Source organism: Arcicella aquatica (assembly GCF_034928825.1).
In the GTDB taxonomy this organism is placed as follows: Bacteria; Bacteroidota; Bacteroidia; order Cytophagales; family Spirosomataceae; genus Arcicella; species Arcicella aquatica.
This window is the reverse complement of the sequence record NZ_JAYFUL010000005.1, coordinates 157,112-183,210: the sequence shown is the minus strand read 5'-3', so window position 1 is coordinate 183,210 and position 26,099 is coordinate 157,112. Positions and strand designations below refer to the sequence as shown.

The following is a 26,099-nucleotide window of genomic DNA, read 5'->3' as shown; positions in this document are numbered from 1 at the left end:
TTATTTATTCGTCCAAATATTATTTGGTTAAATAAAAAACAAAAAACTTTTGTGGAGTAGGTTAGGCATAAAAAAAGCCAGAGAAATAGCTTCCTCTGGCTTCTGTATAATAGTAGATTACGTTATTCTTCTAAGTCTGCTTCTTCTAAAATGTAATTCATTTCATAGATATCATCAGCATTCAGTTTTAGTTTACCCTTAAAAGTATGCATCTCGTCAGTTTTGTATTTATGTGAAGCTCCCTTTTTAGGCTTTAACGACATTACGGACTCTGGCCCTGCCCCTCCACAGAAAAAGCACTGGCTATACGGAAATGCTGAAAGCACATACATATTAGTAGCAGCATCAACAGGAATTACATAGCCTTTGATGATAACCTCCTTGTTTTCTAATTTCTTTACAGCTGGCCCAAAAGTAGGGTATAGCATAAAAATAGATTCTTGCGGATACCATTTTTTCTTAAATACCACATCTTTCAAAATATCCCAAGTAAGTTTCTCCGAAGGAAGAGCAACTGGTTTCTTCATAGGAGTTGCCGACATCAAAGTCAACAACAAGGCACTGAATGTGATTAAAGTCTTGATTTTCATTTTAGTTGTATGCTATCAGCCTTGAGCTTTTAGCTTTTTTGTTGATTTTTATATTAGTTTTTCCCGCAGATTTTAGAGATTTTTAATCGCTGATTCTCGCTGATTAATCTGTGACATCTCCGTATTTTTTCTGTGTAAATCAGCGGGAATATTTTACTATATCTGATAATTATTCATCCGCCAAAGTTCTTGAAATATCTATTTTATAGATTCCTAATGAAGGAATAGCTGCTGCCAATAACCCAATTACTAATGCGCCAATGAACAACCATAATTCTTCTGTTAGCAAAGATAAAACGTTGAAGTCATAATGAAAATTTTGTTCAACGTTTTTCGACATTAACCACAATCCTAGTCTACTTAAAGCAATGCCAATCACAAACCCGATAGAGCTGATAATCAATCCTTCAAGCAATAATAAGAAGAATAGTTTGGTTCTGCTAGCACCCATTGAAAGCATCAACGCCATTTCATATTTTCGCTCTTTAAGCGAATTGTAAAGCGATACAAATACGCTTAAGCCAGAAACGATGATAATGACCAATGCAATGATTTTAAGCGTATCAATCCCAAAGCCCATTAAAGCAAACAATCGATTGATTTCAATAGCAGGCGAAGCCGTTTGCATTGTAGTATTTTGATTGATACTTCTAGCCATCATCATACCCATTGCAGGATTTCTGAATTTTATCAACATCGAGGTTATCTCTTTAGATTCTTCTTCATGGTGATGTTCTTCCTCAGTAGGAGGGGCGTCTTCTTCTAATAATTTCAATGCATTTGCTCCTTTACCCACTTCTTCTTCATGATGCTCGTCATGAACTGCCCAAACACTCTCAAGTGGCGTAACCATTAATTGGTCGAGAACAGCATTAGTATTTTTTAGAATACCCACTACTTTAAACTTCTTTTCTTCATGCACATCGCCTTCTTTGTCATAGCCGTGTTGCGAAGCAAAAGTATCACCAACCTTTAATTCTAAATTTTTAGCCACTTTCGTCCCTAATACTATCTCCATGGGTTCAGAAAAAACTTTGCCTGATTCAAATGCTGCTTCAAAATGTTGAAGGTATTTTTCGTTAGAGCCTACTATTCTATATCCTTGATAGCTATCTCCCATTGATAATGGAATGGCTGATTTTACCAAAGGATTACGGGTTAGTCTGTTAGCTTCATCTAAAGAAATATTTCCCGTCGGCGCATCTATTTGATAAATACTAGCTAAAATCAATTGTAGTGGGCTACCCTTTGCACCCACCACCATATCTATCCCAGCTACATTGCGGGTAAATTTTTCTTCTAATTGCTTGCCTGCCAAGAGTAATAACGAAATAATAGCAATACCCAGTGCCATCAATAAGATACTTAAAAAGCTAGTAAGGGGTTTGTCTTTTAGGTTACTCCAAGATATTTTTAGTAAGTTCATTTGCTATAAGTTTATACGTTTTTCAACCACATCTTTCAAGCGTTGGTCATGGGTTACTACTACCAAACTTGCTCCAATTTCCTCAATTTGTGTTTTCAATAAATCTACTACTTTCAAGCAATTGTCATCATCCAAACTAGATGTTGGCTCGTCGGCTAAAATCACAGAAGGTTTATTCATTAATGCTCTGGCGATACTCACACGTTGTTGTTCACCCTGTGATAATTGGGTAGTTTTTTTATGAAGATGTTCGGCGAAACCTAAACTTTCGGCTAGGTGTTTGGCAAGGTCTTTTGCTTGAGATTTCCCTGCTAGATAGTTCGTCAAAACTAAATTTTCTAATACAGAAAGAGAATGAACAAAATGAGGTTTTTGATAAATAATACCTACATTTTTTGCCCTAAAATCTGCTGCTGACCCGACTGATAAGTCGCTAATTTCTTGGTTATTGATTTGGATTTTACCTCCTGTTGGTTTTAGTAAAAGAGCCATTAAATGTAAAAAGGTTGTTTTGCCTTTCCCTGATTTACCCAAAATAAGCATTGTTTCGCGGTCGGCACAGGAAAAATCTGGAAAAGCAAAGCTCTTTTCAGAAGAATACGAGAAGGTAAGGTTTTGCGTGGCTATCATGCTGTTGATGTTTTATACAAAGATAGCTAATGCAATGATATTGCAAGAAATTTGTGGAATTGTTTAATATTGGGGAAATGAGAAATTAATAGGGATTTGTTAATCTAACTATTCATAATTAATTAAGTTGCTTTTATTTCAATTATCATTTAGCTTTAACCGAAATTTATAAGACCACAAATTGCAATATTTAATAAGTTCTTTCTAGCATTTTCAAACATTCATTCTATATTAAAAAAAATCAATGAAAAAATTTCTATTAGCTTTATTCTTGATAGTTCTATCACACCACTCTATCAAAGCCCAAAAAGAGTTTATGGCAGGTTATGTTGTTAATAATACAGGCGATACCATTAGGGGTGAAATTGATAACCAAAAATGGGTGTATTCTCCTTTAGAAATTGTATTTAGAAATCAAAATATTATTAATAAGTATGGACTAAGTGATATTCAAAGCTTTGTTATCAACAACGAGGTAACTTATGTGCGCAAAAAAATATCTTTAGACATTACTCCGCATAAATTTGATAATTTATTAGAAAGTTATAATAGAGTACTTGTGGATACTACTTTATTTCTAAAACAATTAGTTAAAGGAAGATTGAGTTTATACTATTTACAGGACAAGAATGGCAAAGACCATTTTTTTATTGAGAAATTAAGGGATACTATCCAAGAGCTTTTTGATCAACGTCTTTTAAGAATGACTGAATCTGGCACTTACATTGTACACCTTGATTTATATAATGAACAGCTACATGATTTATGTGAAGACTGTTCAAATTATTCTCATTTAATTTTCAAATATCAATACAGAGAAGCGGATTTAACTCCCTTAGTGATAAAATATAATGCTTTCTTTGGTGATGATAAGCCTGTTGAGGTATCGAAGAAGGAAAAGTTTAAGTCTACATTTTTTGTTCGTGCTGCTTTAGGATCCTATAGTTATAATGTAGATAGAGCTTTGGATATCAATAATAAATCGGGCTTAAAATCAGCATCGCTTGGGGTAGGAGCATTGGTTGATTTACCCTCTAAAAGAAGAAAGTTAGGCATAAAAATGGATTTATTATATAACTATTATCAAGAGGATGTAACGTTGTACACAAACTACGTGGCACCCACCAATACTTCTTATTTAGGGCTATATATTGGTCCTCAATATTCAATTTATAAAAATGTACCGAAGAAGGTTGATGTATATATTAACGCAGTGTTATCTTTAGAAAAGAGATTAGTAGAGAAAAACTCCGACTCTTTTTATAAAAATTTGAACAATGCAATTGGCTACCAAGTTGGAGTAGGAACAAAACTTGGTAAAATAAATATGGAGCTAACTTACAGCAGGACAGATGCAGGGATTCGTAATTATTATTTTATTAGTGGTAATATTCAAAAAATATCACTTATGCTTAGCTATGCACTTGGTAAAAATAAGTAAAATATCCCCTTTTTATTCCCCAAAATAATACGTTCCATCGAATATTCTCAATCATAATTTCTATCAATAATTTTATCAGTTTTATGAAAAAACTTCTATTTGCTTTATTCTTTACAGTTCTATCCCACTACTCTATCAACGCTCAAAAAGAGTTTATGGCAGGTTATATCGTAAATAATACTGGCGATACTATCAGGGGTGAAATTGATAATAAAAAATGGGTAAAAGCTCCTTCACAAATTACATTTAAAGATCAAAACCTAAAAATGGTTAAGTATGATATAAGCAAAATACAAAGCTTTGTTGTACAAAATGAGGCGACTTATGTGCGAAAAAAAATATCCTTAGACATTACACCCCATCAACAGGGTAAATTACTAGAAACCTACGATAGAGAACTTGTTGATACCACTTTGTTTTTGAAACAATTGGTAAAAGGAAGGATAAGTTTATATTATTTACAAGACAATAATAACAAAGAACACTTTTTTATCGAAAAGTTAAATGATACTATTCAAGAGCTTGTTGACCACCGTTTTATAAGAAAGAATAATTCTGGTAATTATGAAGTACACCTTGATATCTATAATAAACAACTTTATGAACTGTGTGAAGACTGTTCGAACTATTCGGGATTAATATTTAAATATCAATATAGAGAAGCAGCGCTAATGCCCCTAATAATGAAGTATAATACTTTTTTTGGCGATAGTAAACCTATTGAGGTATCAAAAAAAGAAAAGTTTAAAACTACCTTCTTTTTACGTGCTGCTCTGGGAACATATAGTTATAATGTAGATCGAAATCTATCATATTATGAAGAAAACTATAACAAATCGGGCTTAAAATCGGCTTCAATTGGAGTAGGGGCATTATTTGAATTGCCTTCTAAAAGAAGAAGATTAGGTGTGAAAATAGATTTGTTATATAACCATTATGAAGAGGATATAAGGTTGTATCAAAGCTACAATGTACCTACTAATACTTCGTATTTAGGCTTTTATTTAGGCCCTCAATATTCCTTTTATAAAAATGTACCTAAAAAGATTGATGTGTACCTTAACGCAGGACTATCGTTAGAAAAGAGATTAGCTGAAAAAAATACAGATTTTGTTTACCAAGGATTGAGTAGCTCAATGGGGTATCAATTGGGTATAGGTACAAAGCTCAATAAAATGAATTTTGAATTAGCTTATAGCAAAACAGATGCAGGGCTTAGCTCTTTTGTTTATATTACTGGCGATATCCAAAAGATTTCGTTTATACTTAGCTATGCACTTGGGAAATAATAAGGTGACTTTTAAGGCGTATTAAGAAAAAGTAATTTAAACATAAAAGGGAAGCCTTCATACATGAAAACTTCCCTTTCTATTTTTCGAGTTGTAAACTCGAACTACACTACTGCAACTTTTACTGTCAAAGTCAATTCTTCAAATTCAACATCTTGTCCGTCGGCTAATTCGTTGACTACTTCTAGCGAAAGTGCTTGTACTTCCTGACTGATAAAGTCTTTGAAGGCTACCACACCAGCCGTTACTTCGGCATCAGAATCTAGTAATTGGATGCTGATTTTATCGGTTACTTCAAAGCCTGAATCTTTACGTAAGTTCTGGATACGATTCACAAAATCACGAGCGATACCTTCTTGTTTCAGCTCAGGTGTAATATTGATGTCTAATGCCACCGTGATACCTGCGTCTGATGCTGTTAGGTATCCTGGTAAATCTTCTGTTTGGATTTCAACATCTTCTAGGGCAATCGTATAATTATCAAGGCTTATCGTCTTGTTTTCTTCTAAAGCTTTCAAGTCTTCGGCAGTCATTGCAGTAATTACAGCAGCAACTGCTTTCATGTCTTTACCGAATTTAGGACCTAATGCTTTAAAGTTTGGTTTTACTTTTTTCGACAATACGCCCGACGCATCATTTAAGTATTCAACTGCTTTGATGTTTACCTCTGTCTTAATCAATTCGTCTACATGACGGATTTGTTCACGTGTTTGCTCGCTCAATATCGGAATCAAAATCTTCGACAATGGCTGACGTACTTTAATACGATTGGTTTTTCTCAAAGAGTGAATCAAAGAACAAATTCTTTGAGCCAAATCCATCGAAGTTTCCAATTCAGTATTAATCCATTCGTGCTGTACTTTCGGGAAGTTCGTTAAGTGAACAGATATAATATCATCCGAAGGAAGATTCGGAGAAATTTGTTTCAACTCTGACTCTAAGAACATTCTTGCTTTCCCAGATAAGGAATTTTTATCCGCACCCTGATATTTCTTTATTGTGTCTTTTATAGCAAAAATTCTAGGTTTATCTATCTTTTGATACAACCAATCTCCATAAAATGGTGCAATTGGTGACATCAATTGAGCAATCGTTTTCAAACAGTAAGCTAACGTTTCATAAGCCGATTGTTTGTCTGAGGTCACTTCGCCTTTCCAGAAACGTCTTCTACCCAAGCGTACATACCAGTTAGAAAGGTGGTCACCCACAAATTCTTGAATGGCACGCCCAGCTTTAGTTGGTTCATAAGTATTGTAAGCCTCATCTACTTCTTTTATCAATGTTTGTAGTTTTGATAAAATCCATTGGTCAAGCTCTGTGGCAATGCTTTTATCAAGCTTTCCTGTTGGCGTGTAGCCGTCTAAGCTGGCATACAGTGCAAAGAAATTATAGGTATTGGTAAGCGTTCCAAAGAATTTGTTCCGTACTTCGGTAATGCCTGATAAATCGAATTTAAGGTTATCCCAAGGTTGTGCATTCGTAATCATGTACCAACGCGTTGGGTCTGCACCATATTTCTTCAGGGTTTCAAATGGATCAACAGCATTGCCTAAACGTTTAGACATTTTGTTACCATTTTTATCCAATACCAAGCCCGTAGAAACTACGTTTTTGAAAGCAACAGAATCAGAAACCATTGCCGAAATAGCATGTAAGGTAAAGAACCAACCACGTGTTTGGTCAACACCTTCCGAGATAAAATCGGCTGGATAAGCTTCATCAAAAATATCTTTGTTCTCGAACGGATAATGCCATTGTGCATAAGGCATCGCTCCAGAATCAAACCAAACGTCGATAAGGTCTGTTTCGCGCGTCATTACTTTACCCGAAGCTGAAACCAAATATACTTCATCTACAAACGGACGGTGTAAGTCTTCAGTACCTGCTTTTAATAAGTCTAAAAACTTCTCGTTAGCTGCACGTTGTTCTGCCGATAATACATCATCTTTCAAAGCATGTGTTATGCCGTTTTCTAGTTCTTTTAAAGAACCGATACAAACGTCTTCGCCATCTTCCGAACGCCAGATTGGTAGAGGAGTTCCCCAATATCTTGAACGAGATAAATTCCAGTCTACTAAGTTTTCTAACCAATTACCAAAACGACCAGTGCCCGTAGATTCTGGTTTCCAGTTGATGGTATTGTTTAGTGCAATCATTTTATCTTTTACTGCCGTCGTGCGGATAAACCAAGAATCCAATGGATAGTATAATACAGGTTTATCGGTTCTCCAGCAATGTGGATAAGAGTGATCAAATTTCTGAACGTTGAACGCTTTGTTCTCCGTTTTCAATTGAATAGCAATGCGTTCGTCAACAGATAGATATTTATCTCTTCCTTGTTTGATGCGTTGTTCTTCTTTTTCTTCATCTGATAAATAAGCTTCTTTTACAGGCTCGTTGGCATAATCAGTAATTTCAGCTACAAAACGACCTTGGCGATTGACAATTGGTACTTCTTTGCCCGTTTCGTCTTTGACAAAAATAGAAGGAATACCATTTTGTTGAGCCACTCTAAAGTCGTCCGCACCAAAGGTCGGAGAAGTATGTACTACACCCGTACCATCTTCTGTCGTAACAAAATCACCAATGATTACTCTGAAAGCAGCACTTTCAGGTTGAACATAAGGCATTAGTTGCTCATATTCTATGCCTTCTAGGAAATTCCCTTTGAAACTGAATACTTCTTTCCAAGGAATGATTTTATCTCCATCGTTATATTTCGAAAAATCACCATCTTTTCCTTTTTCATTGAAATACTTGCCAACTAAATCTTTGGCCAACACTACGTTTACGGGTTCGTAAGTGTAAGGGTTGAAAGATTTAATTAAAGAATATTCTATGTTTTTACCCACCGTTAAAGCTGAGTTCGCAGGTAAAGTCCAAGGGGTAGTCGTCCAAGCTAAGATATAAATATTGCTACTATCGGCACCGTCAAACAAGAAACCCGATTTGCCAGTCAATTTTACTTTAAACTGAGCCGTCAACGAAGTATCTTTTACTTCACGATAACAACCCGGTTGATTAAGCTCATGGGAAGAAAGCCCCGTTCCTGCTGCTGGCGAATATGGCTGAATAGTATAGCCTTTATATAATAATCCTTTTTCGTAAAGGGTTTTCAACAAATGCCAAACCGACTCGATATAATCGTTTTCATAAGTAATGTATGGGTTATCCAAATCCACCCAATAGCCCATTTTCTCAGTCAAATCGTTCCACTGGTCAGTGAATTTCATGACTGTTTCACGACACTTCTTGTTGTATTCTTCTACCGAAACATATTTTGGAGATTTAAGATTACCAATATCGTCTTTGGTAATTCCTAATTCTTTTTCTACTTGTAATTCCACCGGCAAACCGTGGGTGTCCCATCCGCCTTTGCGTTTTACTTGCTTGCCTTTTAAAGTTTGATAACGACAGAAAATATCCTTAATCGCACGAGCCATCACGTGGTGAATACCCGGTGTTCCATTTGCCGAAGGGGGACCTTCATAAAAAGTGAAAGTTGGATTGCCCTCACGGGTTTCGATAGACTTTTCAAAAATCTTTTTGTCTTGCCAAAATTTAAGGATTTCGTCTGCAACCTGACCATAGTCAAGGTTTTTATATTCTTCAAAATTCATTATGGACTATAATTCGTTTATTACGTTGTTAAAAATTATCTGTTGAGATGTTTTTATCTAATAGGCTGAGAAAATTCCTGCAAAAGTACAATAAATGACTGGCTTTTGGAAGGAATAAGTAGTAAGAAAAGTATTTTCAATATTCCAACGTTTTAGATAAGAATGGTGTCTTTGTTTAGTGAAGCATTCTATATTAAAAAACAATCATTTAATAGCTAACAAATAAACTGATGAAAAAAATACTTGTATTGATGATATTATGTTTTTTTAGTTTGATTAGTTGTAAATCAGACATAGCAACAGAGCCAAAAAGTATTGTTGGTAAATGGATAGCTACTGGGCAGATGCAAACCAAAAATACAGACGGTGGTTGGAGCGACTGGTATGTACCACAGACTTTAGTTGCAGTACCTGTTTCAATTTGGGAATTTACGAGTGATGGAAGATTTTTGAGGGACGGGAAAGCCGGTGGTACTTGTTGCTTTGCTGGCAACAAATATTTGGTATCGGGGAATAAAATTTCTTTTACAGAATTAGCATCTCCTTGTGCAGCTGTATTTTGCATGAATTGCAATAATTGGTCTTTTGAGTTTACCAATAAAGATACTCTAGTATTAAAGGAATGTTTTAGTAGAAGTAAGTTTTACAAAACTCAATAATGTTACACTTTAATTAGATATGAATATTATGAAAACACCATATTATTATATTTTACTTCTTGCAATATTAGCATCGTGTAAATCAAAAGAAGAAATTGACCCAAATAGTTTGGTTAATAAATGGCTATCTACTGGGCAGATGCAATCCAAAAAAGCCGATGGTACTTGGAGTGATTGGTACGTGCCTCAAACCTTTGCTGCTGTAACACCTTCTGTTTGGGAGTTTACAAAAAAAGGAGATTTTTTGCGAGATGGTAAGGCAGGAGGAGATTGTTGTTTTGCAGGAAATAAATACAGCCTATCAGATAAAGTAATTACATTTTCAGACCCCAAAATTTGCCCTACGGTTGACTGTGGTTTTATTTGTAATACATTGAAAATTGAGCAATTGAAAAATGATACATTGGTATTAGTGCAATGTTCTACTAAAAACCAATTTGTCAGGGTAAAATAAGAAACGACAATTCCAACCATCAAAATAATTTCTACGTCTTTATAAAAACAGTTTATTAAAATTTAAACTTTAAATAACATGAAATTATTAACATTAAGTTTAGGATTACTTTTAATGGTTAGCTCTTGTAAATCAGTAGATGAAGTAACCCCCGGAAAAGAAAGTTCAGCCAAAGTTTCTGCTAATCAATTAGTAGGAAAATGGAACCCTACTTATATGCAAAAAGATAAAGGGGCAGATGCCAAATGGACAACGATTAATACATTAGTTGCTTTACCAACCATTGAATTTACAGCTGATGGCAACTATTTAAGTGATGGAAAGCCTGGTGCAGATTGTTGTGGCTGGATTGGCAATAAATACACGTTCAAAGATAACAAAATTACTTTTTCTGATTTTAAACCTTGTCCAAATGTACTTTGTATCGCTATAGCGTGTGATGGTTGGACAGTTCAAAAAATTGAGAACGATACGCTTGTAGTAGAAAACTGTTTTAACGTAACCAAATTTGTGAAAGCTAAATAATAGCTTGATTACCACAAGATTGTTTAACCTCATATCACGCATTCAAAATACTGTTTTTACCTCTGTAAGATAAATGCTTGCAGAGGTTTTTTTATGAAGTATATTTTGGCATTAATGCATTTAAACAAAACCAAGCCACTTTCAGGACTAATTTTTTTATTTTAATCGCTGCGCAGAAGAAAGGAAACTATAGACGAAATAAAATAATTGCTAAAAAATCGCAAAATTGTTTTATTTAATATTTTTATTATTATATTTGCTTAATCAATTAAGCAGTCATGGGAAATAAACAGCTAGAAACGTTATCAAAATCTAATGATTTTTATCTCGAATTATGGAATCAAGCTAAGCTAGGGAGCAGGGAAGCGTATGCACAGCTTTGTGAAAGCCATTATAGAATATTATTTAACTATGGACTGAACATTACGAAAGACAGAGAATTGGTCAAGGATGTTATTCAAGACCTCTTTTTATATCTATGGGAAAAACGCAATGTTGTAGGTGAAATAAATGTGATGACCATCTATTTGGTTCGTGCTACCCGTAATAACTTGATATCACAATTGCGAAAAAATCAATGGAATGTGCTGTATGATAATTTTGATGATGAAGATAACTTAACAGATGAGCAAACCATTGAAAATAGCTTAATCGAATATGAACGATATTCACAAAATGAGCAACGCATGCGAAAAGCAATAGAGTTATTACCAAAACGTCAGCGCGAAGTACTTTTCTTGAAATTTTATCAAGGCGTTAGTCATTCTGATATTGCTAATATAATGAATATTAACAATCAATCCGTTTCTAACCACCTTCAAAAAGCATTAATTACACTAAGGGCATTATTTCCAAACCATTGGAAAAAAATGTTTTAATGCTTAAAATCAATAATCCTCATAAAATGAAGCTGTTTAAACTTTCCGTTTCTGAGGTGAAAGTATTGTATTTTTGAATTGATTTTTTCAAAATTTTCGAAGCAAAGCATCGCTACGTTGAGTAAATTTTGGAACAAGCTATTCTAAAAGACTTAGTTTAACCCGAAAGGAAAAGTTTAAACAGCTTCAATATTAAAAAAACTATACGTGTTCCTAATTATAATATTTAAGCTAAGTTTGTAACAAAAAACTGTCAAGAAGAATTGACGTAGATAAATCTATAGCAATATGGTAAGTGTTTATGCTTGTTTTGCTTACCTTTGAGGGTTAAATTCTCCGCATAACCGCTATTTTATTGTCAAACTTATAAAAATGAATGTTGTATTAAGGAATATTAGAGGTTTACTACTCCTTCAATTAGTTAGTTTTGTATTACCTTTAGTTGTTATACCGTATGTTTTTAGGGCAATTGGTCCTATTTATACTGGTAAAATAAATTTTTCACAGTCATACATTAATTATTTTTTATTACTGATTAATTATGGCTTTGATACAACAGGAACCAAACGTATTTCAGTAGTAAAGGATAATCCGACGGAATTAGTAGATACTTTTAATGAAATCATTTCTACCAAAATATTCCTATTTGTTATCAGTACTGTCATGTTTCTGGTATGTACTTTATCTGTCCCTACCCTTCGTTCAGAGTTTGCTCTTCATTTTTATTCATTTAGTTTTGTATTGGGTTGTGTATTTTTCCCAACTTGGTTTTTTCATGGTATCCAAGAAATCCAAACCGCAGCACTCATTGCGCTATGTTTTAAATTAGCATCTTCTATAGCCATCTTCTTTGTTGTACACGATACACAATCTTTTTTCTGGTTTAATATTCTTACAAGCTTAGGGCAAATACTAGCAGGATTATGGGCATTTTATATTGCCATGAAACGCTACAACCTTACTTTTTACTTTATAAAACTTCAAAGAATTATCGATTTGTTGGTAGAAGAACGCTTCTATTTTGTTTCTACCATCGTTATTAATCTTTATACTACTACCAATGTTTTCTTGATTGGTTTTCTTTTAGATGATAGGAGTGTCGGGATTTATTCCGCTGCGGTAAGGTTGATCACAGTTGTCGTAACGGTTTGTATTAATCCTATTTCACAATCTATCTTCCCTGAAATTGCCAATAAGATGAATGCTAACCTTCAGAAAGGGCTAGAGTTAGTACAAAACATTATCCCTGTGGTATTCTTTATTACTATCCTAGGCACAGTCTTTCTTTATCTAGTAGCTCCCTATATCGTCTCCTTCATTTTTGGTGAAAAATTCCTTGACTCAATAGGTGTATTTCAATATTTATGCGTTGTCCCGATTTTATCAAGTCTGAGTTTGTTTCAAGCTCAAACCATGTTAAGCTTAAAATTAGATAGGTATATTCTGAACATCACCTTGATTGCTGGTATCGTTAGTGTTGGCATCAATTTGTTGTTAATCAATGTTTTACAATACTATGCTTCCGTAGTAGCCTACATTTCGGTAGAAGCCTTTATCCTCATTTCAGGGTATTTTGTACTGAGAAGTAAAGGACTGACAGTAATTATCTTTGATAATTTTTCGGCAAAATCATTTCGCTACCTCATTGCTAATTTTAACCTTTTCGGCAAAGGTAAACAGTAAAAATATGCTAACTTATTGTAACAAATATTAATGAATAGCTGGGGCATAAAACCTAATAGTAATTCATCAGCGTGATTCTGCTTCATACCGCTTTGTATTGCTTTGATTGAATTATAGGTAATATCTGCTCGATAAATTAAAATAATCGTTTAACTTGTCTTATATTTATCCAATTTTATAAGCAATCAATTTAATTATAAGTACGATGAAAAAGATGTCTATTAAGGCTGTTGCCGAAACGTTAAAAATTTCTACTGCAACTGTTTCCTATATCCTTAATGGCAAAGCCAAAGAAAAACGCATTAGTGAAGAACTCACCAAAAGAGTATTGGCGTATGTAGAAGAAAATAATTTTAAGCCCAATCACCTTGCTAAAAGTTTAAGAACAGGCAAAACCAATGTAATTGGATTAATCGTTGAAGATATTGCCGATCCATTTTTTGCCAGTGTAGCGGGAAATATCGAGAATATCGCTTACGAAAACGGTTATAAAATTATCTATAGTAGTACCAAAAACAATCCTACCAAAGCCAAAGAATTAATCAATACTTTTAGAGAAAGAAACGTGGATGGATACATCATCACGCCGACGGAAGGGATAGAAAACGATATTACTCAACTGATTAATAGTGGTTTACCTGTAGTGCTTTTTGATAGAAATTGTACTGACATTGACGTGAGCTACGTAGGAATGGATAATTTTGATAGTGCCTACAAAGCCGTAAAACACTTAATTGCCCAAAATTATAAAAACATTGCCCTCATTACGCTTGATTCTTCGCAGGCACAGATGATAGACCGTTTGTTGGGTTATGAGAAGGCTATTTTTGAAAAGCGTATTCCTTCAATCATCAAGAAATTTGACTATTCTTCTGCTAAAATTGAAAACATTACCGATGAAATCGGGCAGTTTTTAATAGATAATCCCTCTGTTGACGCCATATTTTTTGCAACCAACTACCTAGCCATTAGTGGTATAGAGTTATTAAACCGAAAAAGAATAAAAATTGGGAAAGACATCGGTATAATGGTATTTGATGACAACGATTTGTTTAGAATACACCGACCTTCTATTTCAGCGATTGCACAACCCATCCAAGAAATGTCTAAGCAATTGATTAATACTTTGTTGGTTCACATGGAGAATTCCGACAAGTATTTATCTAAAGAATACATTTTACCAGCCTCGATTATTTTACGAGATTCTTCTTCTAAACATGAAATTGCTTAACGGATTAAGTAAAATCAAATGTGTTTTTCATTTATGACCTGTTTTTGATAAAATCTTATTAAAAAAAGGACAGAAAACCACTGTAAATAATTAGTTTTTGTGCCTTCAAAACAGATACCCTTCAAAATACGTTTTTTTTCTGTTTATCCTGAATTATCGTGAGTCTTTGAAATATAACAATAGAAATATTTTGTGATATATTTTTTTTAAATTAGATTTGCTTAATCATTTAAGTAAGCCATATTTAGGCATTTTATTAACATACACTTCTTGAGCAATAAGAAGTAAAATGCTAGTATTCTTATCGAATCTGAAAGAATCGAATATTGCCTAAATTTCTGTGTACGATTAATTACAAATCAATGAAAAAAACAATCCTAGTTTTATCAATTCTTCTTATCTCGTCGGTTTTGCCTACCAAGGCTCAGTTCAATGTTCAGAAAAACATTGATTACTGTGCTGTACAAGTCAACAAAACGATTAGTACTTTACCGCCTGACGGACAATTGAATATTCCGAGAAGTATCAATAAGGATAGCAAGACGTGGCGATTGGTAGATTATCAGGATTGGTGTAGTGGCTTTTGGTCGGGTTCGCTTTGGTATGTATACGAAGGAACAAAAAAGCTATTTTTCAAAGCCCAAGCCGAACGATTTGATAAACAACTATTACCATTATCAACACAAAAAGTAGCCTATGACCATGATTTAGGCTTCCAGATTTTTTGTAGCTATGGCAATGGTTACAGACTTACTAAAAACCCCTCTTATAAAAAAGTAATCCTCAATACTGCCAATGTATTAGCCACTTTATACAATCCCAAAGTAGGGACAATCCTTTCGTGGCCTAGAGAAGTACAGAAATTTGGTGCGCATAATACCATTATTGATAATATGATAAACCTAGAGTTACTGTTTTGGGCATCAAAAAATGGGGGCAATAAAAATCTCTATAAAATAGCAGAAACACATGCCTTGACGACGATGAAAAACCATTTTCGAGATGATTATACGTCTTATCACGTGGTTTTGTATGATACCCTCACAGGCAAGAAAATTAAAGGGATGACGCACCAAGGCTATGCCGATAATACGATGTGGGCAAGGGGACAGTCGTGGGCAATCTATGGCTTTACAATGTGTTATCGCGAAACGAAGAATCCTGTATTTTTAGATTTTGCGCAAAAAGTAACAGACGTATATTTGAAAAACTTACCTGACGAAAGTCTAATCCCATTTTGGGATTTTAATGCACCTGATATTCCAAATACTACTCGTGATGCTTCTGCTGCCGCAGTGATAGCTTCGGCCTTATTTGAACTTTCTACTTTGGTGAAGGATAAAAAGAAAAGTGCTTTATACTATGCTAAAGCCAAGAAAATGCTTGAAAGTCTTTCAACCACGAACTATCAAAGTGGCAGTGTGAACGATGCCTTTTTATTGCATTCTACAGGAAATGTGCCGATTGGTGGAGAGATAGATGCCTCCATTATTTATGCAGATTATTACTATATCGAAGCCTTGTTGCGATACAAGAAAATGAATCAAAAGAAATAACGATTGATACCCTTTATTAAAATTAATGATGAAAAAGATTTTAGCGATAATTTTTACCTTGGTTTTTGCCCATACCTTATTAGCACAAAAAGGTATGATAGATAGTACAAAAACGACCATTACTTCACCCGATAGAAATATCCTTTGCACAGTTTATCAGAAGATTGATGAAAAGGGAAAGAAAGCTATTTTTTATACGGTAAGCTATAAAGGCAAAGCAGTAATATTGGAATCTGAGCTAGATATTCAGTTGGATAATCACCTTTCAGAATTGGCTATGGCACTGAAAGTAGATAAAACAGAAAAGTGGTGTGAGGACTTACAGTTTGTAGGCATTAAAACCAGTCAGAAAGATACTTCTTGGAAGCCTCTGTATGGTGAACGCTCATTGATTAGAGACCATTATCAAGCAGTAAATCTTGCTTTCAAAAAAGCTAGCAATGCCGACTATACCTTAGAAATACAAGTACGTGCTTATGATGCTGGCATAGCCATCCGTTATTATTTTCCAGAAAACCCTAAAGGCTCTTACTACCAAATTACGGCTGAAAATACAGAATTTGCCTTGCCTACTGGAACAACTGCATTTTATACACAATGGGCACAAGGAAAATATGCTGAATTACCCCTTGAAAATTGGGTGGATGCAGGGGAAAGACCAATGCCTTTACGTTTGAGTAATGGTTTGTGGGCTTGTTTGGCAGAGGCTCAAATGGTAGATTATGCCAGAGCTAAATTTATCATCAGTAAAACTAAAAAGAACACCATTCAAACAGCATTATATGGTGGCGTAGATGGTATTACGTATTTCGGTACGCCTTGGCGTGTAATTATGATAGCAGAAAGCGAAGGAAAATTGATTGAGAATAATGACATTATACTGAATTTGAATACGCCAAATAAAATAGCGAATACTGATTGGATTAAGCCAGGGAAAATCATCCGAGAAATGACCCTGACTACTGAAGGGGCAAAAGCCGCTATTGATTTTGCCGTAAAAAGAAACTTACAATACGTGCTTTTCGACTGGAAATGGTATGGCCCAGCCCTTACTTGGGATACTGATGCTACGCAAGTAAAAGCCAAAATGGATATGGCCGAAATAGTGGCTTATGGTAAAGAACGTGGTGTGGGAATTTGGTTGTATGTAAACCTCCAGTCGCTATATAAACAAGCAGATGAGATTTTCCCATTATATAAAAAATGGGGAATTAAAGGGGTGAAATTTGGCTTTGTACAAGCTGGTAGCCATCGTTGGACTACTTGGGTAGAGGAAGCTATCAAAAAATGCGCTGACAATCAGTTGATGGTAAACATTCATGACGATTGGCGTCCGACTGGAGAAATGCGTACTTATCCAAACCTAATGACAGCCGAAGGAGTAAGAGGTAACGAAGAAATGCCAGATGCTACACACAACGTAACATTGCCTTTTACAAGATACATTGGCGGTGCAGCAGACTATACGATTTGTTATTTTGATAAGCGCATCAAAACTACTCACGCACATCAGTTGGCAATGGCAGCGGTATATTATAGCCCTTTGCAAACCTTGTTTTGGTACGACCAACCTAAGGCTAGTAATGATGAACCAGAATTAGAATTTTGGAATAAAATTCCTACAACTTGGGATGAGACAAGAGTAATTCAAGGAGAAATATCAAAGTATATTACCACAGCCCGTAGAAATGGAAAAGACTGGTTTGTGGGTACGTTAACAAGTAACGAAGGACGAACGCTAAAAATAAAGTTAGATTTTTTACCCAAAGGCATTAAATATACCGCCAATATTTATGCTGACGACAGTGCTTTAACCAGTGCTACAAAAGTAGGTATCCAACGCATTACAGTAGATAGCGCTACTGTATTGGATGCTAAACTTTTACCATCTGGTGGTCAAGCTATTTGGCTTACGCCACAAAAATAATCAATACAATTTAAGCAATGTTTTAAATTGTCGTAAATAGCTGATAAATACTAATTTGAAAAGCTACCTAGACTGCGGACCGCTTACCAGTTACTATTTACTAATCACAACTTAAATACATCAAAAGCATTATTATAAAACCTTTCTCAAAATACTTTTAGGATTTGTAGCTAGTACAAATCTTAACTGTTTTCATAAGAATCTTTAAACGTATGTACATCGGAGTTGACATCGGAGGCTCGCACATCACAGCGGCACAAGTAAATATTGAAGATGGGAAAATCATTACTTCATCAATCGTCAGAAGTAAGCTTAATCCTCATGGTTCGTCAGAAGAAATTTTAACGGCTTGGGCAAATGCTATTGTCCAAACAAGCAATCAAGTAAAAAGCTATTACTTGGGTATAGCCATGCCTGGGCCGTTTGATTATGAAAATGGAATATGCTTGATGAAGAATGTTAATAAATATGAAAGCTTATATGGTTTAAACATCAGAAACGAGCTTTCGGAGCGACTATCAATACCTATTGAGAATATCAGTTTTAGAAATGACTCAGAGGCATTTTTGGAAGGTGAAATGCTTTTCGGAGCGGGTCAGCATTACGAAAAAGCCATAGGTATCACCATGGGCACAGGTTTAGGGACATCAATCTACAATAATGGAGATGCTAAAGACATGGCAATGGGAATAAACCATCGATTACTAGAAGGCGTTGCTGAAGATTATATCTCTACCCGTTGGTTTGTGAAACGCTACCATGAATTAACAGGCAAAACCGTTGATGGTGCCAAGCAATTAGTAGAAAGTTTTGAAAGCGACAAAGCGTCGCAAGAAGTATTCACAGAATTTGCCAAAAATGTGTGCCTATTTATCAATGATTTCACTAAGATTTTTAATCCAGAATTAATTATAGTAGGTGGAAATATCGCAGGAGCTTCTCCTTTGTTTTTTCCAGCAGTAGAAAAAATGTTATCAGAGAACACTCATAAAATACAACTTATCAAATCTTCTCTGAACGAACAAGCGGCCTTGATGGGTGCGGTTGGTCTATGGAAAAAACAATTAAAATAAATTTCAATAATGACTCAAAAGATAAAACTAACCGAAAAGCAATACCTCGTTACTTTCATTTTCGTTACCTCACTTTTTATGCTTTGGGGAATAGCCCATTCAATGAGCGATGTATTGAATAAACACTTTCAAAACGTTTTGAATGTTTCTAAATCTCAATCAGGCTTAATTCAGCTTTCGGTTTTTGGTGCTTATGCAGTAATGAGTATTCCTGCAGGAATATTTATGAAAAAGTTTGGCTATAAAAATGGCGTATTGTTTGGCTTGTCGCTTTTCGCAATAGGTACATTTTTGTTTGTTCCTGCGGCTAATGCTACGTCGTTTACGATGTTTCGTTTGGCGTTATTTATCTTAGGTTGCGGTATGGCTACGCTCGAAACTGTTGCTCACCCTTTTGTAGCATCCTTAGGAAACCAACAAACTAGCGACCAGCGAATCAACTTTTCGCAATCGTTTAATGCGGTTGGTACTATCATTGGTCCAGCTATTGGTTCTTACTTTTTATTGAGTGGCAGTGTTGAACATTCTAACGATTTAAGTTCTGTTAAAACACTTTATACAGCCATCGGTTCTGTCATTGCTTGTATCGCCATTGCCTTTGCTTTTGTAAAAGTACCAACTTTTACGGATGCTCACGAGATTCTTGAAAACGATGTTCAAAACCCGTCTTTTAATACTACCGAAAAAACTTTATGGCAGAATCGTCATTTTGTATGGGCGGTAATTGCGCAATTTTTTAATGTGGCTGCTCAGGCTGGCACTTGGTCATATTTTATTAATTATGGTCACGAAGTAATGGGCTTTACGGATGCAACTGCTGGTAATTACATGATTATTTTTATGGCAATGATGGCCGTAGGTCGTTTTGCAGGTACTTATTTAATGAAATTTATTCAGCCCAATATCCTGTTGTCTTTCTTTGCTTTGGGCAGTAGTATTTCTTGCTTGATTGTCGCTCAGGCTTGGGGGTGGACTTCCTATATTGCCCTAATGTTTATCAATTTCTTCTTTAGCATCATGTTCCCAACCATTTTTAGTTTAGGGCTGAAAAGTTTAGGAAAACATACACAACAAGCCTCTTCATTTATTTCAATGGGTGTTGTTGGGGGAGCTTTCTTTCCATTGCTAATGGGTTTGGTAGCTAACCAAAATGTAGCACATGCTTACTATTTACCGATTATATGTTATGCCATTATCTTTTTGTTTGCCTTCAAGATGTATAAGGTAAAATAATGAGAAAAGTTAAAATACTGGATATTGAATGTCCTATATTATTCTGGCGTCAGCATTTCTGAAATTCCGCTGTTTGAGCGAAGCGAGTTTCGGAATTTCTTGATTTTCTTTTGTTACTTTTCTTGCATCAAGGCAAGAAAAGTAAGGTCTTAGGAAAGGAAATGTTTTTGATGAAAGTAAGATATTATATAATACAAAAATACCAGACTTTATATTTATAATTTCTGTAACAAGAATGAAAACGATACAAAATAAGCTTCGGTTTTTATTGATAATATATTTAATATTTTCAGGAAAGACTGAAGCCTTTTCTCAAGGTTTTTCCTTGCTCGATAATCAAGTACAAACTTGGGTAGATAGTGGATATTATCATGGAGCGAATTTGATTGTCGGTAATCGTCAAAAAGTACTTCATCAAAAATCATTCGGTAATTATCAACCCGAAACCAGTACTTATATTGCTTCGGCAGGTAAATGGTTGGCTTCTGCTACGATTGCCGTATTGGTGGACGAAGGAAAATTATCTTGGGACGATAAAGTAGTAAAATGGTTACCCGAATTTACCGATGCTAAAGGACAAGCTACACTTCGTCAGTTGTTTTCACATACTGCTAATTATCCCGATTATCAACCCAGAGGAAACCACAGAGACGATTACCAAACATTAGAAGAATCTGTTAGGCATATTTTACCATTATCTATTGAAACGCCCTCTGATGCTTCAATAAAACGCCAATTCAAATATGGTGGTTTAGCCATGCAAGTAGCAGGTAGAATGGCCGAGATTGCAACGGGAAAACCTTGGGAGACGATATTTCAAGAAAAGATTGCTCGTCCTTTACAAATGTCGCATACGCATTTTAGTCCCGTAGATTCAGTAGGAGGAGGGCATAGTCCCATGTTGGGTGGAGGAGCCGTTTCAACAGTAAACGATTATGCTCATTTTTTACAGATGTTTTTAAACAAAGGCATTTATAAAGGCAAAAGAATTTTATCCGAAAAAGCCATTGCTGAAATGCAAGCTGACCAAATTGGGGCCGCTTTTGTGAGCATGCCAGAATTTCCTCAAAAGGTACGTGCTGCCAACCATAAAAGCATTTATGGCTTGGGTTTATGGAGAGAAGAAATTGATAAGAAGGGTAACGCTACCCTAATCAGTAGCCCAAGTTGGGCAGGAGCTTACCCTTGGATTGATTATAAAAATGGAATTTTTGGCTTTCTATTAACACATATAGCGGATGGGAAAATGGGTAAGAATAATTTTAGCTCTTTTTATGCAAGTCCAGTGTTGGCTTACTTATTAAGAAATGAAATTAAGCATACGTTACCATCTAAAAAAACTAAAGTCAAAGGTAAAATTTCAGAAAAATGAAAAAGACAATTATTAAAGCGTTCTGCTTGTTGGGAGTCATGTTACTCGCCAACGATGGAATGTCGCAGTACAAATCAAAAGTTTGGGTAGCTGACAATGGAGATGGAACCTACACCAACCCAATTATTCATGCCGATTATTCAGACCCAGACGTGGTGAGGGTGGGAAGTGATTATTATTTGGTAGCCTCCTCGTTTGAAAACATTCCTGGACTACCGATTCTACATTCTAAAGATTTAGTGAATTGGAAAATATTGACCAATGCTTTAATCAAACAACCTCCTTTTGATGTATTTGCTACGCCACAACACGGTAAAGGTGTTTGGGCTCCAGCCATTCGTTATCATAAAGGCGAATTCATGATTTATTATCCAGATCCTGATTTTGGAATTTATGTGATAAAAGCTAAGAATCCAGCAGGACCATGGTCAGACCCTATTATGGTTGAAGCAGGCAAAGGATTAATAGACCCTTGTCCGTTTTGGGATGATAATGGTAAAGCTTACTTAGTACATGGCTACGCAGGAAGCAGAGCAGGAATCAAGAGTATCATCGTACTAAAAACGATGAGCGATGATGGTACAAAGGTATTAGACGATGGCAAACTTGTTTTTGACGGACATGATTTAGACCCGACTTTAGAAGGTCCGAAAATGTATAAACGCAATGGTTATTACTACATTTTTGCCCCAGCAGGCGGTGTGGCTACGGGTTGGCAATTGGCTTTGCGTTCAAAAAATATTTATGGTCCTTATGAACGTAAAGTAGTATTAGACCAAGGTAAAAGTACTGTAAACGGGCCACATCAAGGTGCTTGGATAAGTACTCCCGCAGGTGAAGATTGGTTTATTCATTTTCAAGAGAAAACGATGTATGGTAGAATTACGCACCTGCAACCCATGAAATGGGTGAACGATTGGCCAGTAATAGGGATTGACCCCGATGGTGATGGAAAAGGAGAACCCGTTTTGACCTACAAAAAACCTAAAGTAACAGGCGTATTCCCGATTGAAACACCACAAGAATCAGATGAATTCAATGATTTATCTATTGGTAAACAATGGCAGTGGAATGCTAATCCTAAAGCAACGTGGTCGTTTATGAATCCATCCAAAGGTGTTATGCGACTTTTCTCTGATAAGATTGATGCCGACAAAAATCTTTGGTGGTCACCTAATGTATTGTTACAAAAGTTTCCGGCACCAGTATTTACAGCTACAACGAAATTGGTATTTAAGCCTAACGAGCGTATTGAGAACGAAAAAGTAGGTTTAACCGTAATGGGGTATAGCTATGCAAACATTGCCTTGAAATCAAAAAAAGATGGTGTTTACTTAGTACATACCATCGGTAAAGATGCCGACAATTTAAAACCAGAAAAAGAAAATACTATTACCAAAATAGATGCTAGTCAAGCAATCTATTTAAGACTAAAAGTTGCCGATGGTGGACTTTGCACCTTTAGCTACAGCACCGATGGAACAATTTTTAAAGAAGTAGGGCAAGCCTTCCAAGCTGAAACTGGACGTTGGGTAGGAGCCAAAATGGGTCTTTTTATTACCAGAGAAACAACCATTAACGATTCAGGCTATGCCGATTTCGATTGGTTTAGGGTTGAAAAATAAACATCAAAACAATTAAAGTAAAACAGCTATTCTTGCTCATTATTATTTTTTGTTATTTTTCAATAACGACCTTTGCCCGAAAACATCAGAACCTGTACTTCACCAAAGACAGGGTAGATTATACCAATGGACAACTAAAAATTAAACTAGGCAACTAAAAATAACCCTATGAACATAGAAAGAATTAGAGAAATATGTTTGTCTTTTGAAGATACTTCTGAAGGCATAAAATACGGAGATCAACTCTGTTTTATGGTCATGGGTAAAGTTTTTTGTTCATCTAATATCAAGAATCTTGATAAAGCTAATTTCAAAGTAGCTGATGAGCTATTTGAAGAGCTTTGTGATAGAGAAGGCATCGTTCCTGCTCCTTATGGAGGTGCCAAATTCAAATGGGTGCAAATAACTAGTTTTGATATACTGACTGATAAAGAATGGATAAGGTATCTCGGAGAATCTTATGATTTGATAAAAGCTAAACTACCCAAAAAGGCTTTGAAGAGAGATAAAACATGAAATACAGGGGTAGTGTTATCTATTGAAAATTAGCTATTATTTTGAGGGAAATACTGTAAAATCAATATGTTTTTTTCACTTTTGTTAATCAAATATATTTTAAACAATTTAACAAAATGAGATACATACAAAATACATTATTGGCTTTTTTCCTATTTTTTAATCTGGTTTGTCGTGCAGCTGTAGTTGACACAGTAGTTACTTACAGCGCATCTATGAAAAAAAACATTAAGGCAGTAGTAATTGTGCCAGACAATTATAAAACTCAAAAAGCATTACCTGTTGTATATCTTTTGCATGGCTACAGCGATAACTATTCTGGCTGGCTTACCAAAGCCAAAGGTTTTGAAAAAGCAGTTGACCAATACAATATGATAATTGTTTGTCCAGACGGTGGTTTTTCAAGTTGGTATTGGGATAGTCCTGTTGACCCAACCTATCAATATGAAACCTATGTATCTACAGAATTGGTAAAATGGGTAGATGATAATTACAAAACAATAAAAGACCGCAAAGCCCGAGGAATAACGGGTTTGAGTATGGGTGGGCATGGAGCGCTATACCTTGCTTTAAAACATCAAGACGTTTTTGGTACGGCTGGAAGCATGAGCGGAGGTGTTGATATTCGCCCTTTCCCTAATAATTGGGACATGGCAAAACGCCTTGGAAAATATTCAGAACAGCCTGAGCGTTGGGAGAAGAACACTGTCATTAATCTATTGCACTTGCTTACGCCTAATTCACTATCATTAATCATTGACTGTGGCACAGAAGATTTTTTCTATGAAGTAAATCAAAAACTTCATGAGCAATTATTATACAGAAATATTCCACATGATTACCTTACCAGACCAGGCGGTCATAACTGGCCTTATTGGTACAACGCTATTCAGTATCAGTTGCTTTTCATGAATAACTATTTCACGAAGGCAAAATAATTTCAATATAACTATTCAAATATGAAGCAAAGTACATCCATCAAAGTAAAAACAATTATTAACGTCAGCCTATTAAGTTTGTCATCACTCTGTTATGCTCAAAAAAGTAGTGTAGTTACTTTTAAGAATGAACTAGCTATCGAGAAAAAGAATGAATTAATCGTACTGAAAAGGGCTTTCTTGGAGGCAAAACTTGGTAAAGTACCAGCATCAAAATATGTAGTTTTTGCTAATGAAAACAAGCAACCTATTTTGGCACAATACGACGACTTAAATGGTGATGGCAAATGGGATGAAATAGTGTTATTACAGTCTTTTGTAGCCAACCAAGTAAAAAGCTTTAAAATTTCAGTATCAGATAGACCCGCTACGATAAAAGCGTTAGTAAGAGCCAATGTACGTCATCGTCGGAAAAATGCTGATGATACCTTTGGCGATATTTTAGATAAAGATGTTGTAAAAGGAACACAACCTGCAACAGATTTTTCAAAACAGCCATTACCTCCATTTCTTACAGAAGGGCCTGCATGGGAAAATGATAAGGTAGGCTTTCGGGTTTATTTTGATACCCGCAATGCCAAAGATATTTGGGGTAAAACTACTACCCAAATGGTACTGAACGAAGTAGGACTAGATACCGCCAATAATTACCACAAACAAGCCGATTGGGGAATGGATGTATTGAAAGTTGGAAAATCGTTAGGGGCAGGGTCGTTAGCTTTAACCTTCAAAAATGCTTCAGGAAAAGATACCTTGGTAAGGCTAGGCGATAATAATTTTGAGGAGGTACAATATGTGAAAATTAGTAATGGTCCACTTAGAGCAGTCTTTAAGTTGAAATATAAGAACTGGAAAATTGCAAAGCATTTAGCGCCTGTTCAAGTAGAAGAAGTGATTAGTATTTGGGGAGGACAGTATTTTTATGAAAGCTCAGTATCGTTAAAAAATGCTCCGAAAGGTGCCGTTTTGACAACTGGCATTGTGAATTTGCATAGCAAGAATTCGTATGAAATAGACTCTAATAAAATTACGGGACTTTATACGTATGACCAGCAAAGCGAGAACCACGATAATTTAGGCATGGCGATTCTGATTCCTAAAAGCAGTTTGGTATCCTTCGGACAAACGCCTAATGCTGGTACAGGCATATTAAATACTTATACTGTCAATTTGAAATTAATCAATGGAAAGACATCATTTAGGTTTTATGCTGGATGGGAAAAAAGTGAAGAATTCTTTAAAAATAAAGAAGGTTTTGAAGAATACTTAAAGCAAGAAATGAAGTTAATGGAATCATCGTTGAAGTAGGATTTTAAGATTTAGGACTTGATGACTAAAGGATAGAAGCAATCAAGTTATTACTAAAGACAAAAATAAAATAACCCTGAGAATTACCAGTTTTGGTTTTCTCAGGGTTATTTTATGATGAATAA

The 26,099-nt window shown here is 35.3% G+C and carries 21 protein-coding genes; 17 read left to right on the top strand and 4 right to left on the bottom strand.

Annotated elements, in window-relative coordinates:
* Positions 1-122 precede the first annotated feature (122 nt).
* The 3 genes from VB264_RS04730 to VB264_RS04720 all read right to left on the bottom strand — a co-directional run bounded on the left by VB264_RS04730 (position 123) and on the right by VB264_RS04720 (position 2,646).
* Positions 123-590, bottom strand: a complete 468-nt coding sequence (locus VB264_RS04730) for a DUF3299 domain-containing protein (protein ID WP_407654643.1) — start codon at positions 588-590, stop codon at positions 123-125.
* A gap of 169 nt (positions 591-759) precedes the next feature.
* Positions 760-2,016, bottom strand: coding sequence for an ABC transporter permease (locus tag VB264_RS04725; RefSeq protein ID WP_323247204.1), 1,257 nt, complete (start codon positions 2,014-2,016; stop codon positions 760-762).
* Between the two features lie 3 nt (positions 2,017-2,019).
* A complete protein-coding gene (locus VB264_RS04720) occupies positions 2,020-2,646 on the bottom strand; it encodes an ABC transporter ATP-binding protein (RefSeq protein ID WP_323247203.1) in 627 nt (208 codons plus the stop codon).
* Between the two features lie 244 nt (positions 2,647-2,890).
* Here VB264_RS04720 and VB264_RS04715 point away from each other — a divergent pair, with 244 nt between their 5' ends.
* Together VB264_RS04715 and VB264_RS04710 are read left to right on the top strand one after the other, a co-directional pair.
* Entirely contained in the window at positions 2,891-4,087 is a 1,197-nt protein-coding gene (locus tag VB264_RS04715; RefSeq protein ID WP_323247201.1) for a hypothetical protein, read from the top strand.
* An 83-nt stretch (positions 4,088-4,170) separates the two neighbouring features.
* The gene (locus VB264_RS04710) at positions 4,171-5,376 is read left to right on the top strand and encodes a hypothetical protein (RefSeq protein ID WP_323247199.1); all 1,206 of its coding nucleotides are present in this window, start codon (positions 4,171-4,173) and stop codon (positions 5,374-5,376) included.
* Positions 5,377-5,480: 104 nt separating this feature from the next.
* On the opposite strand, the gene ileS is transcribed toward VB264_RS04710, so the two are convergent.
* Positions 5,481-8,996, bottom strand: a complete 3,516-nt coding sequence (ileS, locus tag VB264_RS04705) for an isoleucine--tRNA ligase (protein WP_323247197.1) — start codon at positions 8,994-8,996, stop codon at positions 5,481-5,483.
* Positions 8,997-9,226: 230 nt separating this feature from the next.
* Here ileS and VB264_RS04700 point away from each other — a divergent pair, with 230 nt between their 5' ends.
* The 15 genes from VB264_RS04700 to VB264_RS04630 all read left to right on the top strand — a co-directional run bounded on the left by VB264_RS04700 (position 9,227) and on the right by VB264_RS04630 (position 25,974).
* Positions 9,227-9,655 carry a hypothetical protein gene (locus VB264_RS04700; protein WP_323247196.1) on the top strand — a complete coding sequence of 143 codons (429 nt, stop codon included), beginning with the start codon at positions 9,227-9,229 and terminating at the stop codon, positions 9,653-9,655.
* A gap of 28 nt (positions 9,656-9,683) precedes the next feature.
* Positions 9,684-10,109: a hypothetical protein gene (locus VB264_RS04695; RefSeq protein ID WP_323247195.1), complete on the top strand. Its 426-nt coding sequence runs from the start codon at positions 9,684-9,686 to the stop codon at positions 10,107-10,109.
* 78 nt (positions 10,110-10,187) lie between these two features.
* A complete protein-coding gene (locus VB264_RS04690; RefSeq protein ID WP_309924228.1) occupies positions 10,188-10,634 on the top strand; it encodes a hypothetical protein in 447 nt (148 codons plus the stop codon).
* Between the two features lie 278 nt (positions 10,635-10,912).
* Entirely contained in the window at positions 10,913-11,512 is a 600-nt protein-coding gene (locus VB264_RS04685; RefSeq protein WP_323247193.1) for an RNA polymerase sigma factor, read from the top strand.
* Positions 11,513-11,884: 372 nt separating this feature from the next.
* Positions 11,885-13,195: an oligosaccharide flippase family protein gene (locus VB264_RS04680; RefSeq protein ID WP_323247190.1), complete on the top strand. Its 1,311-nt coding sequence runs from the start codon at positions 11,885-11,887 to the stop codon at positions 13,193-13,195.
* 205 nt (positions 13,196-13,400) lie between these two features.
* Complete coding sequence (locus VB264_RS04675; RefSeq protein WP_323247188.1) at positions 13,401-14,426, top strand: LacI family DNA-binding transcriptional regulator; 1,026 nt, start codon at positions 13,401-13,403, stop codon at positions 14,424-14,426.
* A 362-nt stretch (positions 14,427-14,788) separates the two neighbouring features.
* A complete protein-coding gene (locus VB264_RS04670) occupies positions 14,789-15,982 on the top strand; it encodes a glycoside hydrolase family 88 protein (RefSeq protein ID WP_323247187.1) in 1,194 nt (397 codons plus the stop codon).
* A gap of 28 nt (positions 15,983-16,010) precedes the next feature.
* Positions 16,011-17,909 (top strand): glycoside hydrolase family 97 protein, encoded by a 1,899-nt coding sequence (locus tag VB264_RS04665; protein ID WP_323247186.1) that lies wholly within the window; start codon positions 16,011-16,013, stop codon positions 17,907-17,909.
* Between the two features lie 212 nt (positions 17,910-18,121).
* Positions 18,122-18,982, top strand: a complete 861-nt coding sequence (locus VB264_RS04660; protein ID WP_323247185.1) for an ROK family protein — start codon at positions 18,122-18,124, stop codon at positions 18,980-18,982.
* 9 nt (positions 18,983-18,991) lie between these two features.
* Positions 18,992-20,215 carry a sugar MFS transporter gene (locus VB264_RS04655; RefSeq protein ID WP_323247183.1) on the top strand — a complete coding sequence of 408 codons (1,224 nt, stop codon included), beginning with the start codon at positions 18,992-18,994 and terminating at the stop codon, positions 20,213-20,215.
* Between the two features lie 235 nt (positions 20,216-20,450).
* Positions 20,451-21,587, top strand: coding sequence for a serine hydrolase domain-containing protein (locus VB264_RS04650; RefSeq protein ID WP_323247181.1), 1,137 nt, complete (start codon positions 20,451-20,453; stop codon positions 21,585-21,587).
* Positions 21,588-21,625: 38 nt separating this feature from the next.
* Positions 21,626-23,212 carry a glycoside hydrolase family 43 protein gene (locus tag VB264_RS04645; RefSeq protein ID WP_323247291.1) on the top strand — a complete coding sequence of 529 codons (1,587 nt, stop codon included), beginning with the start codon at positions 21,626-21,628 and terminating at the stop codon, positions 23,210-23,212.
* Positions 23,213-23,380: 168 nt separating this feature from the next.
* Positions 23,381-23,728 carry an MmcQ/YjbR family DNA-binding protein gene (locus tag VB264_RS04640; RefSeq protein ID WP_323247180.1) on the top strand — a complete coding sequence of 116 codons (348 nt, stop codon included), beginning with the start codon at positions 23,381-23,383 and terminating at the stop codon, positions 23,726-23,728.
* Positions 23,729-23,844: 116 nt separating this feature from the next.
* Positions 23,845-24,666, top strand: coding sequence for an alpha/beta hydrolase (locus VB264_RS04635; protein WP_309924253.1), 822 nt, complete (start codon positions 23,845-23,847; stop codon positions 24,664-24,666).
* Between the two features lie 21 nt (positions 24,667-24,687).
* Entirely contained in the window at positions 24,688-25,974 is a 1,287-nt protein-coding gene (locus VB264_RS04630) for a DUF4861 domain-containing protein (RefSeq protein ID WP_323247179.1), read from the top strand.
* Positions 25,975-26,099: the final 125 nt, after the last annotated feature.